Origin of the sequence: Mycoplasma sp. HU2014 (genome assembly GCF_001199495.1) — a bacterium.
In the GTDB taxonomy this organism is placed as follows: domain Bacteria; phylum Bacillota_I; class Bacilli_A; order Mycoplasmatales; family Mycoplasmataceae; genus Mycoplasma.
Map to the genome: position 1 here is coordinate 1 of NZ_LFYS01000020.1, position 15299 is coordinate 15299.

Annotated in this window: 18 protein-coding genes and 1 pseudogene; 16 read left to right on the plus strand and 3 right to left on the minus strand. The window is 24.8% G+C overall.

The window, feature by feature from the left end; translation table 4 throughout:
- Positions 1-304, minus strand: a pseudogene (locus tag AB668_RS01030) (hypothetical protein); the annotation flags it as partial.
- 330 nt (positions 305-634) lie between these two features.
- On the opposite strand from AB668_RS01030, the gene AB668_RS05890 reads away from it, so the two are divergent.
- From AB668_RS05890 to ruvB, 11 genes are all read left to right on the plus strand, one after another.
- Complete coding sequence (locus AB668_RS05890; protein WP_268777942.1) at positions 635-910, plus strand: hypothetical protein; 276 nt, start codon at positions 635-637, stop codon at positions 908-910.
- Positions 910-1668: a sorbitol-6-phosphate dehydrogenase gene (srlD, locus tag AB668_RS01040; RefSeq protein ID WP_050517246.1), complete on the plus strand. Its 759-nt coding sequence runs from the start codon at positions 910-912 to the stop codon at positions 1666-1668. The genes AB668_RS05890 and srlD overlap by 1 nt, the downstream gene beginning before the upstream one ends.
- A gap of 117 nt (positions 1669-1785) precedes the next feature.
- Positions 1786-2085: a PTS sugar transporter subunit IIA gene (locus AB668_RS01045; RefSeq protein WP_235443313.1), complete on the plus strand. Its 300-nt coding sequence runs from the start codon at positions 1786-1788 to the stop codon at positions 2083-2085.
- A 47-nt stretch (positions 2086-2132) separates the two neighbouring features.
- Positions 2133-2855: a MurR/RpiR family transcriptional regulator gene (locus AB668_RS01050; RefSeq protein WP_082160314.1), complete on the plus strand. Its 723-nt coding sequence runs from the start codon at positions 2133-2135 to the stop codon at positions 2853-2855.
- Between the two features lie 9 nt (positions 2856-2864).
- Positions 2865-3854, plus strand: coding sequence for a mannitol-1-phosphate 5-dehydrogenase (locus AB668_RS01055; protein ID WP_050517248.1), 990 nt, complete (start codon positions 2865-2867; stop codon positions 3852-3854).
- A gap of 191 nt (positions 3855-4045) precedes the next feature.
- Positions 4046-4759: a UMP kinase gene (gene pyrH, locus AB668_RS01060; protein ID WP_050517249.1), complete on the plus strand. Its 714-nt coding sequence runs from the start codon at positions 4046-4048 to the stop codon at positions 4757-4759.
- Positions 4760-4770: 11 nt separating this feature from the next.
- Complete coding sequence (gene frr / locus AB668_RS01065; protein WP_050517250.1) at positions 4771-5319, plus strand: ribosome recycling factor; 549 nt, start codon at positions 4771-4773, stop codon at positions 5317-5319.
- 18 nt (positions 5320-5337) lie between these two features.
- A complete protein-coding gene (gene argS / locus AB668_RS01070; protein WP_050517251.1) occupies positions 5338-6999 on the plus strand; it encodes an arginine--tRNA ligase in 1662 nt (553 codons plus the stop codon).
- A gap of 93 nt (positions 7000-7092) precedes the next feature.
- Entirely contained in the window at positions 7093-7257 is a 165-nt protein-coding gene (gene rpsU / locus AB668_RS01075) for a 30S ribosomal protein S21 (RefSeq protein WP_004427726.1), read from the plus strand.
- Positions 7258-7326: 69 nt separating this feature from the next.
- Positions 7327-7881, plus strand: a complete 555-nt coding sequence (gene ruvA / locus AB668_RS01080) for a Holliday junction branch migration protein RuvA (RefSeq protein ID WP_050517252.1) — start codon at positions 7327-7329, stop codon at positions 7879-7881.
- Positions 7874-8806, plus strand: a complete 933-nt coding sequence (ruvB, locus tag AB668_RS01085; RefSeq protein ID WP_050517253.1) for a Holliday junction branch migration DNA helicase RuvB — start codon at positions 7874-7876, stop codon at positions 8804-8806. Before ruvA ends, ruvB begins: the two co-directional genes overlap by 8 nt.
- Before the next feature lie 91 nt (positions 8807-8897).
- On the opposite strand, the gene AB668_RS01090 is transcribed toward ruvB, so the two are convergent.
- Positions 8898-9614 (minus strand): hypothetical protein, encoded by a 717-nt coding sequence (locus tag AB668_RS01090; protein ID WP_050517254.1) that lies wholly within the window; start codon positions 9612-9614, stop codon positions 8898-8900.
- 108 nt (positions 9615-9722) lie between these two features.
- Here AB668_RS01090 and AB668_RS05815 point away from each other — a divergent pair, with 108 nt between their 5' ends.
- From AB668_RS05815 to AB668_RS01115, 5 genes are all read left to right on the plus strand, one after another.
- A complete protein-coding gene (locus tag AB668_RS05815) occupies positions 9723-10658 on the plus strand; it encodes a hypothetical protein (protein WP_050517255.1) in 936 nt (311 codons plus the stop codon).
- 12 nt (positions 10659-10670) lie between these two features.
- Positions 10671-11759 (plus strand): ribosome biogenesis GTPase YqeH, encoded by a 1089-nt coding sequence (yqeH, locus tag AB668_RS01100; RefSeq protein WP_050517256.1) that lies wholly within the window; start codon positions 10671-10673, stop codon positions 11757-11759.
- 67 nt (positions 11760-11826) lie between these two features.
- Positions 11827-12051 carry a DUF896 domain-containing protein gene (locus AB668_RS01105; RefSeq protein WP_050517257.1) on the plus strand — a complete coding sequence of 75 codons (225 nt, stop codon included), beginning with the start codon at positions 11827-11829 and terminating at the stop codon, positions 12049-12051.
- Positions 12045-14033, plus strand: a complete 1989-nt coding sequence (gene tkt, locus AB668_RS01110; protein WP_050517258.1) for a transketolase — start codon at positions 12045-12047, stop codon at positions 14031-14033. Before AB668_RS01105 ends, tkt begins: the two co-directional genes overlap by 7 nt.
- Before the next feature lie 24 nt (positions 14034-14057).
- The gene (locus AB668_RS01115; RefSeq protein ID WP_050517259.1) at positions 14058-14306 is read left to right on the plus strand and encodes a YneF family protein; all 249 of its coding nucleotides are present in this window, start codon (positions 14058-14060) and stop codon (positions 14304-14306) included.
- A 509-nt stretch (positions 14307-14815) separates the two neighbouring features.
- Here the strand turns inward: AB668_RS01115 and AB668_RS05675 are convergent.
- Positions 14816-15250, minus strand: coding sequence for a hypothetical protein (locus AB668_RS05675; RefSeq protein ID WP_050517115.1), 435 nt, complete (start codon positions 15248-15250; stop codon positions 14816-14818).
- Positions 15251-15299: the final 49 nt, after the last annotated feature.

Genomic DNA, 15299 nt, shown 5'->3' on the forward strand with positions numbered 1-15299 from the left:
ATAATTTTTCTAAAATATCTTCACTGTTTTTTGTAAATATTGCAACGTTTCCATACTCTTTAACATCAGTACCTGTTTCGATTAATTCTTTTTTCTTTTTTGATCTTTGACCAACTGGAATTGGTGTTTCAAAAGGTACAAATTGAAAATCTATTATTTCACCAACTATTTCCAGATCAACTGGTATAGCTTTTCCGTTAACGTATTTACTAGTTCTTTTTACAACTTTATATTTTCCAAAATAATCTTTTACAACTGTGTTTTTAGGTCTTGCAACCTGTCTTATTTCTAAAGGTATCGCCATTTTATCTCTCTTTTCCTTTTATATAGCATTATATCTATATTATAACATAAAAAAAGACATAAAATAATAGTTTTTTTAACTTATTCTATGTCTGTTTAAATTAATTTTAAGTAATTATTCATGCTTGATCTTATACATTTTAAGGTTATTTATAAAAAACTGCTTAATTTTCAAGTTTTTCTATAGTCATATTAGGTAGAACTTTTATAGTTAAAAGATAGAAAAAATCTTAGTTCAGAAAACGGTAGCCAAGAAATTAAAATTACTGATGAGGGAATCGTTTTCAACAATGACCAAAACATTAATTCAGTAAATTCAAATATTAAAAAAATTGTTGTAGCTTGTGAAGCTGGAATGGGATCTAGTGCAATGGCAGCAGGTCTTATTAGAAAATGAATAAACAGTAATGACTTCAAGATTGAGGTTACAAATATAGCTGTAAAAGATTTAAAAGATGATTACGATATAGTGATTACAATGCAAAATTTCCAAGACTTTGCAAAGCAAAAAGCACCCAGTGCACACATTTATCCAGTACAACAATTCATTGGTAAAAATATTTACGATGATTTATTTAAACTAATTAAGCAAAAAGGAGAAAAATAATGGAAAAAGTAGCAATTGTAGCAGGTGGTGCTAAAAGTTTAGGTAAATATCTAGCAATGGGTCTTTATAATAACGGATACAAAGTGGTTGTTTTAGATATTGATAGCACTGATTTAGACAAATTAAAAACTGAAAATCCTTCAATTGATACATATTTATGTGATTTAACAAATGAACAAGATGTTGTAAAGGTTTTTAACGAAATTGAAAATAAATATACAACTATCGACACACTAATTTATAATGCAGGATGAGCAAAATCTTCTAAAATAACAGATTTTGAATATGTCGATTTTATTAAAAGTGTAAAAATAAATTTAGATGGATACTTTTTAACAGCTAAAGAAACTTCTAAAATAATGATTAAAAATAATTCTAATGGAAAAATCATTCAAATAAATTCAAAATCAGGTAGAGTAGGATCAAAACATAATTCAGGATGTTCAGCTGCAAAATTTGGTGGAGTTGGATTAACTCAAAGTCTTGCTTTAGACTTAGCAGAACACAACATTAGAGTAAATTCTTTAATGTTAGGAAATTTATTAGATTCTGAAATGTTTGAAAGTTTAATTCCACAATATGCTAAAAAATTAAACATTAAAGAATCTGAAGTTAAGCAGTTATACATTGATAAAGTTCCACTAAAACGTGGTTGCTCATTTGAAGATGTATTAAATGTTTTATTATTCTATATTTCTGATAAAGCAAGTTATTGCACAGGTCAATCAATAAATATCACAGGAGGACAAGTGATGTAATGATATCAAAAAATAATATTCACTTAAACCAAGAACTAAGTTCTAAAAAAGAATGTTTAGATAAAATAAAAAAAACTACTACAAGAACAAAAAGTTGCTAAAGAATATATTGACTCTATTGATAAAAGAGAAAAATCTTCTTCTTTTAATATAGGCTCAAAAATAGCTATACCTCATGGAACATATGAAGGTATGAAATATATTAATGAATCTAAAATAGTGGCAATTCATTTGAAAAAACCGATAATATGAGATGATTCTGAAGTACAATTAATTATAGGTTTAGCATTAAAAGAACAAGATCAAATTGATATTTTACAAAAGATCGCGATTAATGCTATGAATGACGAATTATTTAATGATTTATTAAAAAATCCAACTATAGAAAAGTTTATTGATTTTAGTACTAGAGAATAATTTTTAAAAGCATCATTTTTAATAGTCATTTCAAAAAAGGTGAAATTATGTCGACAAATTTATTAAAAAATTATCAAGATATTAGAAATTTAACAATAACAAAAATCTCACAAGAATGTAATACAAGTCCTACTAAAATTACAAGATTTGCAGAAAAATTAAATTTAAAAGGTTTTAGTGAATTGAAGTATAGATTAGATGATATTTCAAAGTCTATTATAATAGATAATAAGTTTGTTCCTATAAGTTCAAGAATAGATAATAAACCTCAATTTTTCAATGATTATTTTGAGATATTATTTGAATCACTAAAAAAACAAGAACAAAACTTAACTAACCAGCCACTAAGTGAAGTAAATAAACTTATTTCTAAATCTAATAAAATTTATTTATTTGCATTCAACCTTTCTTATAATGTATCTAAAAATTTTATCCAGCGTTTAAGATGATATGGTAAAGATGTTATTTCTGAATCTGATTATATTTCTATTAAAACTTATTTAAATAGAATAAGGTCTAATGATCTAGTTATTTTAATTTCTATTTCAGGAGAAAATGAATACATAAGAGAAATTGCAGAATCTCTTAATAAAAAAGTAAAAATTGTTGGACTAGGACCAAAAGAAAGTTCTTTAATTGAGTTGTTTGATGAATATTTATATTTTGAAAGTAATGAATCAGAATTGTGAAGTATTAATTCAATAAAAGCTCAACTTACAATTCAATTATTAGATTTTGTTTATGTTAATTGATTAAAAAGTACTAAATAAAGTAAAAAAATGAAACTAATACACTTTGGTGCAGGAAACATTGGTAAAGGATTAATTGGTTGTGTTTTATCTCAACAAGTAGATTTAATATATTTTGTAGATAATAACAAAAAAGTAGTAGACCAATTAAATAAGCAAAAAGTCATTAAAATAAAAACTTCAGAACAAAAACAATACATAATAAATAATTTCAAAAGCTATTTATTATCTGATTTTTTAAAGTATAAAAACACTTGAGATGAAATAAATTTGATCACAATTTCTATAGGTGTAAATAATTTAGATCATATAAAACAATACATACAAAAAATTATAGATTATAAATCAGCTAAGCAACAAGAACTTATTGTTATGTGTTGTGAAAATAAAATTAGAGTTAGTTCTTGATTTAAAACTAAGTTTAATAATTTAACTTCATATATTCATTTTGTTGATGTACTAGTAGATAGAATTATTCCTATTCAAAATAATATGAGTGATTTTTTAGAATGTGAAGATTACTATTTATGAGCAGTTGATAATAAACAATGACCTAAAGACGTTGATAAGCTAAAACACTTAAAATATGTTGATGACTTTGACAATCAAATAGATAAAAAAATATATATGTTAAATGCAATTCACTGTTCAATTAGTTGATATGTATTTAAAAATATAGGTTATCAAAAATGTAAAACAATTTATCAAGCTATGCAAATAAAAGAAGTTGATGATTTTGTAAATGATTATTTAGATGAAGTGATTATGGTTTTAAATCATAAACTTAACATAGAAATTAAAAACTTAATTGATTATAAAAAAGAAATTATCAATAGATTAAATAATAAATTTATTGATGATGATTTAAAAAGATTAGCTAGAAATTCACAACTCAAATTATCAGAAAATGAAAGAATATTATTTTCTTTAAATTATGCAAAAACAAATAATTTAAAACACAAAGTCATCCAGTTAAGTTATGAAAATGGATTAGTTTATCTAAAAGAAAACGAGAATTAAATATAATACAAAATAAGAACAAAAACACTTTATTATTAAGTGTAAAATTGTTTTTATTTTTATTAATAAAGCAACTAGTTTAAATAACTTGGATTAACGATTAAAAAAGATATCTTTTTTATGTAGAATTAAAGATAGGATTTTTTATATAATTAGAATAAGAATGATTTTTAATTATTTTGAGGTGAAAAATGAAATATAAATATGAAACTGTCCTTTTAAAACTAAGTGGTGAGGCTTTAAAAGGTGACAGTGAAGTTTATGATAAAAAATGCTTAGAAAATATTTGTAGTCAAATAGTTGAACTAGCAAAAAATGGTTTAAAACTAGCTATTGCTGTTGGTGGTGGAAATATCTGAAGAGGAAAACTTGGTCAAGATATTGGTATGCCACAAATTAATGCAGATTATATGGGAATGATGGCTACTGTGATGAACGGAATTGCTTTAGAAAGTACTATTAGATCATTAGGATATGATAAAGTAAATATTTATTCATCATTACCTATAAAAACAGTAACTGATGATTACAACTTTAAAAAAGCAAGAATAAAAATGAGTGAGGGTTACATTGCTATTTTTGTAGGTGGAACAGGATATGCTCACTTTACAACTGATACTAATGCAACAATTAGAGCATATGAAATTGGAGCAGATGTTATTTTAATGGCCAAAAATGGTGTTAAAGGTCTTTTTGATAAAGATCCTAAAACAAATAAAGATGCTAAATTCATAGATAAAATAACACATGAAGAACTTGTAGTTAAACAATTAAGGGTAATGGATTTAACTGCAGCAACTTTAGCAAAAGATGCTAAATTAAAAATAGAAATATTTGACATGTCAGGAGAAAATAACATTGTCAAAGTATTACAAAACAAACTAGAATCAACAATTATAGAATAGGAAACAATAATATGATAGAACTAATTTTAGAAAGTGCACAAGAAGAAATGAAAAGTACAATTGAAGCGTACAAACAACATTTAAAACAAATCAGAACTGGTAAAGCTAGTGGAGTTATTTTAGATAAAGTTATGATTAATTATTATGGATCATTAATGCCATTAAACCAAATTTCACAAATTACAACTCCAGAAGCAAATTTAATAGTAGTAAAACCATATGATAGAAATATTATCCAAGAAGCTGTTGGAGCAATTCATAAAGCTGATTTAGGACTAAATCCAATTAGCGATGCTGAATTAATTAGAATTCCAATCGCACCATTAACTGAAGATGTTCGTAAAGATCTAGTTAAAAAAGTTCAAAAAGAATTAGAAGGATACAAAGTTAGAATCAGAAATATTAGACGTGATGCAATTTCTGAAACTAACAAAACTGAAGGATTATCAAAAGATATGATTTCAGATGTAGAAAAACAAATTCAAAACTTAACTGATAAATCAGTAAAAGAACTAGATGAATTAACAAAAGTAAAAGAAAAAGAATTAATGACAATGTAATTAAAAAGGGGAAAACCTATGGCAACAATTATTGAAATATTCAAACAAGATTTAAAAAATATTTGTGATGAACTAAAAATAGATAAAGAGCCAATTGTTGAAATCAATAAAAATGGAGTAGCAGGATTATTAGCAACTACTATTGCATTAGCTGGATCAAAACAAGTTGGTAAAAAACCTGTAGAACTAGCAAATATATTTAAACAAGAATTAGAAAAAACTAATAAATATAAAAGTATTGAGATTGCTGGTCCTGGATTTATAAATGTTTTAATTAAACCTGAATTACTTTCAACAGTTATTAATAACGTTTTAACAGCAAAAAAAGACTATGGTCAACTAGAAAAGCAAGACTATATTTTTAACATTGAATATGTTTCAGCTAACCCAACCGGATTTTTACATATTGGTCATGCTAGAAACGCAGTTATTGGTTCAGTGCTAGTAAATATTTGAAAAAAAGCAGGTAATACAGTTCAAACAGAATACTATATTAACGATGCTGGAAATCAAATCAATATTTTAGCTGTAACTGTTTTTGTTCATTATTTATGAGCTTTAGGAATTGAAGCTAAAAAACCTGAAAGTTCATATGCTGGAGATATGTATGATGATCTAGCATATGAATTAATCAAAGAATACGGTGACAAATTCAAAGATCTTAAATTCTCAGATACTTACATTTTAGATGAAGAAGTTCATGAATTATTTAGAAAAAAATCTGTTGCTTATTTTATGGATGTAATTAAACAACAGTTAAAAGATTTTGGAGTAGTTATTGAACATTATTCAAGTGAACAAGAAGTTTATGATACTCATCAAATTGAAAAAGTTTTAGAATTATACGAACAAAAAAATGCTAGTTATAAAAAAGATGGAGCTATTTGATTAAAAACTACTGATTTTGGTGATGATAAAGATCGTCCGATTGTTAAATCAGATGGAACTTATACTTACATCACTCCAGATCTAACAACTCATAATTTAAGAATTCAAAGAACAAATGCTAATAAATTAGTTAACGTTTGAGGTGGAGATCACCACGGTTATATTCCACGTATGCGTGCTGGATTAGCTTTATTAGGATATGATCCAAATATTTTAGATATTGAAATGGTTCAAATGGTTCGTTTAATTAAAGATGGTCAAGAATACAAAATGAGTAAAAGAAAAGGTACCGCTGTTTGATTAGCAGATCTTCAAGAAATGGTTGGAAAAGATGCATTAAGATATATGTTAGCTTCTAAATCATCAAGTTCTCATATGGATTTAGATCTAGACTTAATTCAACAAAAAAATGCATCAAACCCTGTTTATTATGCTAAATATGCAACTGCAAGATGTAATTCAGTTTTAAACCAAGCTAAAGAAAAAAACATTGATATGAAATTTGAATCAACAAACTTATTAACTAATGATAAAGAAATAGAATTATTATTAACTTTAGATAATTTTAAAGAAGTTATTAAAATGGCATGTAAAAATACTGCACCTCACCAAATTTGTGATTATATTCAATCAATTGCTAAGCAATTCCACTCATATTATTCAGATTTAAAAATAATTGATGAATCAAATCTTGAATTAACAAAAGCAAGATTAAATTTAGTAAAAACTACATTACAAGTTTTAGAAAATTTATTTGACATTATTGGAATTGAAGCTCCTAAAAAAATGTAACAATTAAACTTATAAAAAAATCTTTTAAACTCTTTATTTTTATTACAAAATATTATACAATAGAAATTGTATTGAATTGGAGTTGAAAAGTTAATGGCAAGTGTTATCGTGCACGATGGAGAAACAATTGAAAAAGCTTTAAAACGCTTCCAAAAAGTTGCTTCTTCTAACAAAGCAGAAGCTAGAAAACGTGAATATCACTTAAGTAAAAAAGAAAAAAGAATTTACAAACAAAAACAAAACCGTAAATTCAAATAGTGATAGATTAATTTGAGCCTAAAAGGGCTCTTTTTTTATTTTTTTGCTAATACATTAATAGGTGATAATATGAAAGAATACATAATAGCAAAATTAATTAAAATAGATCAAGATTACATATATTTATTGTTAAACAATATTTGTTATAAATTCTTTTATTCTAAAAATGATATGAAAGATATAAAAGAAAATACAGAAATAAAACTTTATATATCAAATGTTTGAATTGAAAATGAATTAAAATCTTTTGGATTTTTAAATGTAGAAAATAGAAACCTTTTTGAGATATTAATAAACATAAATACCATAGGTCAAAAAACCGTTTTAAAGATCTTAGATTCATATAATTATGAAGAATTAATTGATATTTTTAAAAGTGGTAATACAGATAAAATTTTAAAAATTAAAGGTATAGGAAATTACACTGCAAAATTAATTATTAATGGTATGCAAAAATCATTATTTAATAATCAATTAAGTGATAAAAAACAACAAGTTCTAATTAGTTTAGAAAAATTAGGTTACAAAACTAAAGATATTTATAAAGTTATTATTAATGCTGATGATAAAATGAGCGTTGACCAATTAACTAAGTATGTTTTATTGGAGATAAACCTTGTTTAGGCCCGAAACTTGAGATGAATATATTGGTCAACATCATATAATTGATAATTTAAAAGTATTTTTAAAATCGGCTAAAAAACAAAATAAAGTTGTTGATCATATATTTTTATATGGTCCTAGCGGTTATGGAAAAACTAGTTTAGCATATTTATTATCTAAGCAATTAAAAACTAATATTAGAATATTAAATGGTCCTAATTTACAAAAAAGCAGCGATATAATTTCAATACTTACAAGCATAAAAGAAAAAGATATCGTTTTTATTGATGAAATTCATGCTGTAAATAAAGAAGTGTTAGAAATTATTTATCCAGTTTTAGAAGAAAATAAATTAAATATCATTATAGGAAAAGATTATAATTCTAAAGTTGTAAATATTGATCTACCTAAATTTACACTAATTTCTGCAACTACTGAAATTAATAAAATCCCAATACCTTTATTAAATAGATTTTCAATTAATTTCACGCTTAGTGAATATAGTATTGATGATATGAGTAAAATTGTTGAATTATATTGTAATAAATTAAACTTAAAACTAGACAAAGACACTTATTTATATATTTCTAGTTATTGTAGACAAACTCCAAGAATAGCAATTAATCTAATAAAAAGAATTCATGATCACATTGTTGTTGAAAACCCTAAAAAAGTTGACATTAAATATATTGACCAAGTTTTTAAAAAGCTGGGTGTTTTTAAACTTGGATTAACTTCAACAGAAATTAAATATTTAGAAATGATATCAAAAAATAAAAGAATGGGATTAGAAAATATCGCTCATATTTTAAACACAACTCCAGTTATTATTTCAAATAATATAGAACCATTTCTAATAAGACAAAATTTAATCATAAGAACATTTAAAGGAAGAGAAATCACATTAAAAGGAAGTGAATATATAAAAAAAGTAAAATGTTGATAATCATTTTACTTTATATTTTCAGATAGTTCATCACATATTCTATTTGAAAGACTTATTAAATATTTAATTTTCTTAATTATAATTTCTGTTTTTACAATATTTTAATAAAGTTTTCATCGTGCGATGGGATTTCAGTTATCGATTGTAAAGATTCAATTTGTTCTTTTGATAAATGATTACTAAATTTTGAAGCTATTTCTAGTTTTTCTTCTCAACTTTTTGTGTTTTTTAACAACTCACAATAAGAATTAAATGTTTCATCTAATTTATTATTGTTATATACATAAGAAGTTAATTCTTCTAAAGATTTTTCTAAAGTTGAATTTAATAAGTAATAAACATCTTCATATGAAACTTCTTTTAAAAGTTCATCTTCTCCTATTTTACTTAAAATATCTACACTTTGTGAAAGTAATGGTAGGTATGTATTAAAAACATTAGATAGTTGAATATTTAAAATAAAATTCGATCCTTCTTTACTAATATTAGTTAAAAATTCAGTAAAATTTTCAGGTGAATTTATCTTATTAATATCATTAATACGTTTATTAAAATATAATTTTAAATCATCAAAATCTTTGCACTCATTAACTTCATTAATTATTAAATTTATAGTTTCATTTATATTGTCATGTGTTGGTAACATTTCTAAAAAGGGCTGTAATTCAACTTCGTTTTCATTCTGTAAACCCACCACTTGAGTTGAATCTTCAATATTTAATGAAGCAAGCTCTTTTTTAACTGAATCTATGATATTTTCTTTAAAACTATAAAAAAATAAATCTTTAAATTTTTTTATCTCTTTCATATAATATCTCGCTTTTAAATTTCTACTAACATTATATTATATTAAATTGTTTATATTCAACAAACAATAATGTTTTGATATCATTATTTATAGAAAAGATGATAGAGCATGAATTTTAATAGTATAACTTCAAACAAAGATAAATATTTTATAAATGACTTTCAATATTTTTATATCAACAAAAAAGAAGTATCAAACGAACTAAAAAAAATTAAATGACCAGCAATTATTGTTGATACAGAGTTTTTCAATAGATCACACAACACCGATAATATAACTCCAACTTTATATGATGAACAACAAAAAGATTTGGTCTATATTTTACAGTATTCATTTGCTAAAAACATGAATGAAATTTATTACAGAGTAAATAGAAAAGCTATAAAATCTTTAGCTATTAAAAGAAAACATAATGATCCAAATTATAATTTCACAAAACAATATAACTCATTAAAAAATAGCTTTTTAAATATGTGTATTAGTAAAAAAATTAGAACTATTATTTTTGCAGGAAGTGCTAATGATAAAAAGATTATTGAATTATGAATTAATCAAAATAAAGTTATTCTAAAAAATAAAAAATCTGATTTATTTATTTTAGATTCTCAAACAAAACAATATACAGTTAATTCTTTTGATATATATAAAGTTTTACAAAAATTATCTTTTTCAAACGCTGATGAAAATAACAATGAATTTTATAATCCTAAAAATTTAAATAAAGGACTAATTGGAGATGACACTATTCAATTACCTAGCTTAAGAAAGTTTTTTGATTATACAAAACAAATATTTTCAGATAAAGGATTAAATGATGAAGATGATATTTATGATTTATGTTGTAATGCATTGAAATTGTTTAGTTTAAAAGATATTGATGTTGATCATTTTAAAAACTACACTAGAAAAGTTAGTTTAGCAAAAACACATTGTTTTAATGATGTTTTAAAGATTTTATACATGATAGATTTTTTATATGCATTTTCAAAATTCAGTGATAATAAAAATAAATATATTAAAAAAGAAGTTGAAAATAATCAATAGAAAGGTGATTTTATGAAAAAATGTTTAGGTTGTGGAAGTAGTTTACAACAAGAGAACAAAACTAAAATTGGTTATGTAGAAAACACTGAACACGCTTATTGTTTAAGATGTTTTAAAATTAAAAATTATAATGAATTAGTTTCAAATGAAATTGATTCAGATCAATTTATTGAAAAAATTAAAAACTTAGTTGAAACTGAAAAAGATTTAATTTTTTACTATGTGTTAGATGTATTTGACATAGAAGGATCAAGAATTAAAAACATAGAAGAAATTATAAAAGATCATAAAGTTAAATTAGTTATAAATAAAATAGACTTATTACCAAAATCTGTTAAATTATCAAAAATCAAAAATTACATTTCAGATTTATTTAAAGATTCTAATTTAAACGATCTTGATATTTTATTAGTATCAGCAAAAACAATGAATTTATCTGAGCCATTATTAAATGAAATTAAAAATAATAATCAATATAAACAATATTTTATAGGTGCAAGTAATGTTGGAAAATCTAGTTTAATTAACAAATTATTAGAAATGAATAATTTAGTTCCAAGTATTGTTGTTTCGAATTATTTCAACACAACTTTAGATTTTATTTCTATTAAACTAGATCAAAACACTATTATTTACGATAGTGCTGGGGTAAGTAGAAAAAACAGTATTGCTCATTTAATGAATAAAAGATTTTGAAAATACTGTTATTTTAAAAAAGAATTAAAACAGTTCACTTACAGATTAAATACTAATAATTCAATATTTTTTGCAGGTGTAGCTTGATTTGATTATCAATCAGAATCAAAAACTGATTTTCATATTTATGTTAATAAAAACATTAAGCTTCATAGAACAAGTTCAGATAATGTAGAAAGATATTGAAATAAAAATAGAAAAATACTTACTCCATATATTTCAAGTCAAAAAGTTTATTCATATAAATTTGATTTTACAAAAAATGATATCAATAAAGAATTTGATATTTCTATTTCTGGATTAGGATGAATTAACTTTGTTGTAAAACAAGCGATGTCTATTACAATAAACATTCCAGGAGAAGAAAAATCTACTTTAGTGACTTTAAGAAAACCATTAATATAAGTATTATTTAGTATAAAATAATATAAGTAAAGGAAGAAAATATGTCAGAGATATTAGCCAATTAACAATGCAACAAGTAGTTGATGAGATAAATAAATTAGCAAAAATTAAAAAAGAACGCAGTTTAAATGAACAAGAATCTCGAACTCGTGAATTACTAAAACAAAGATATTTAGAATTGTTTAGACAAAATTTTAAACAACAATTATCTAATATTAAAGTTGTTGATGAAAATAACAATGATATAACTTCTGAAAAAATTAAAAAATTAAGAGAGGCAAAAAAATGATAAATAAAGGTAATGATAATTTAAATGCTTTGCGTATGCTTGGAGTTCAAGCTATTAATAAAGCTAAATCTGGACACCCAGGAATTGTTTTAGGTGCTGCTGGTATTGTTTATGTTTTATTTAACAAAATTATGAACTTTAACCCAAAAAATCCAAAATGATTTAATAGAGATAGATTCATTTTATCTGCTGGACATGGTAGTGGTTTATTATACTCTGCTTTACACCTATCAGGATATGATTTATCAATTGAAGATTTAAAACAATTTAGACAATGAGAAAGTAAAACTCCAGGTCACCCTGAATCAACATTAACAAGCGGAGTTGAAGTTACTACTGGACCATTAGGTCAAGGTATGAGTATGGGTGTAGGTATGGGGCTTGCTGAATCACACCTAGCTTCAGTTTATAACAAACCGAATTATGATTTAATTAATCATTATACTTATATTTTATGTGGTGATGGTGATCTACAAGAAGGTGTTTCATATGAAACAATCTCATTTGCAGGTAAAAATAAATTAAATAAAATTATCTTAATTCATGATTCAAACGACATTCAATTAGATTCATCAGTTGAACAAGTAAACAATGAAGATATGAAAAAACGTTTTGAAGCAGCAGGATGAAACACATTAAAAGTTGAAGATGGTGAAGATTTACAAGCAATTGAAAAGGCTATTTTACAAGCACAAAAATCTGGTAAACCAACTTATATTGAAGTTAAAACAATTATCGGTTTAGGAGCAACAAAACAAGGTACTCATTCAGTTCACGGTTCACCTTTAGGAGATGATATTGAAGCTGTTAAAAAAGAGTTCGATTGAAATTACGATGACTTCGAAATTCCTAGTTCAGTTTATGAACACTGACAAATTAATGCTGAAAAAGGAAAACAAAAAGAAGACGAATGAAACAAAATGTTTGATTCATACAAAAAAGAATATGTCGTTGAAGCCCAAACACTTGAAAATGCAATTAACAAAAAATTCACATTTGATTTTGGTGCATTATTAGATAACATTCCAGCATCAGATGAAGCAACTCGTGTAAGTTCAGGAAACATTTTTGATCAAATTGCAAAAGAAGAAAAAATGATCATTGGTGGTAGTGCTGATTTAGCTTCATCAACAAGAATTAAAGGTGCTGATGGAGTATTTAGTGATACTAATAGATCTGGAAGAAATATTATGTACGGTGTAAGAGAATTTGGAATGGGAGCAATTAACAACGGTATTGCTGCTCACGGTGGATTATTACCTGTTGCAAGTGGATTCTTTGTATTTTCAGATTACATGAAACCAGCAATGAGATTAGCTTCAATTATGAATTTACAACAATTATATGTATTTACTCATGATTCAATTGCAGTTGGAGAAGATGGTCCTACTCATGAACCTATTGAACAATTAGCGATGTTACGTTCAATTCCAAATCACGTAGTTATTAGACCTGCAGATTATGCTGAAACAGTAGCTGCTTATAAAATTGGATTAACTGATTTAGATAAAACACCTACTTCAATTGTTTTAACAAGACAAAATTTAAGACAAGTTTCATATTGTAAATTAAGTGATAAATCATGTGACATATTTAAAAAGGTAAGTCATGGAGCATACATTATAAGTGATAATAAAGATGCAAAAATTACTTTAATTGCCTCAGGTAGTGAAGTTGCACTAGCATTAGATGTTCAAAAAGAATTAGAAAAACATAATATAGCAAGTAAAGTTGTATCAATGCCTTCAACAAACTTATTTGACAAACAATCAAAAGAATATAGAGATTCTATAATTGATAAAAATACAATTAGAATCGCTCTTGAAATGGCTAGTTCAATGCCATGACACAAATACGTTGGTGATAATGGAATGATTTTTGGAATCGATAGATTCGGTGAATCAGCACCAGCAAATACTGTGATTTCAAAATTTGGATTCAACAAAGAAAATATTACTGAATCAATTTTAAAAAACTTAAAATAGATTATTCATAGAAAGGAAATTAAAATGTTATTAGCAAACGTAACTTATTCAACTGGTTCTTTTGCAGGTATTATTGTAGCTGCTGTTCTACTTTCTCTTGTAGCAGGTTTAATACTAGGGTTTATCATAACTAGAACATTAGTTAAAAAACAATTAAGAAACAACCCTCCTATATCAGAAAAACAAATTAGAGCAATGTATATGAGTATGGGAAGAAAACCAGCAGAATCTGATATTAGAAAAACAATGAATGCTATGAAAAAAGCAAAATAATAAAACAAGCACAACATAATGTTGTGTTTTTATTATTAAATGTCTTTGTTAGAATGAAACACCGTTCAGTTTTTGGTTCAGCAACCACTATATAGAGAGTATAGTAATAAGTAAGAAGATATATTAAAAAATCAATCAATTATATTTTCTTAAATTTCCAATTAATATAATGTATTTAAATTTATTAGTAGCTTTATTTGGGTTATTAAAAGCCTAAAAAGAATTTAATTTTTTGTCATCTTATTAAAACTAGTAGCAAATTTAAGTACGTTATAAATAACTAAATAAAAAGTGGGGTAATTTTTATGTTAAAAATGAGAAAAGTTCTAGTTGGATCAGGTGTTTGTGCAACGATTATGACTGATTCAATACTAGCAAGCAATTCTACATCAATATTTTAGTTATAGAATGTTTTAAATTCTAAACTCTTTTGCGTGGGTTTTTAAACAAAATGAACCTTTAAATTTTTAAGTTATAATAATCTTATCAAAGGAAATTAGAAAATTAAACTAATCCAATAAGCCTAATTTTTCTTTGAGTTCGAATGATATGCGATAACATTCATTCTTAACACCTGAGACAAGTCCTGATAGTTCATCGACTACTTCACTGGGCAATCCACTTGGGTGTTTTTTAATGCTGTTAAGAGTCTTATCTAATACAGTATGAATCCATCTCGTTTTATTTATTGTTCCTAGGGTTTTTAAATCATGTTTTCTTTCTTCATCTAATTGTTTTCTTTTTGCTATATCAGCTATTCCTCAATCATGAGATCCTTTTTCTAATATTTCAGCTTTAAAACGCATAGTTTCTGTTCTAAAGTAGAACTTCTCATCTGCACCTATAACAAATTCAATACTTTCTTTTTTGTTGAACTTATATCTCTTCCCATTTTCATCAAATGCAGCATAATAATTTTTTTGATATTCAACCACTCCATTCATAATTTTTCTTTTAATAGGTATGTCAAAGAAGGATTCAACCGCCTCATTT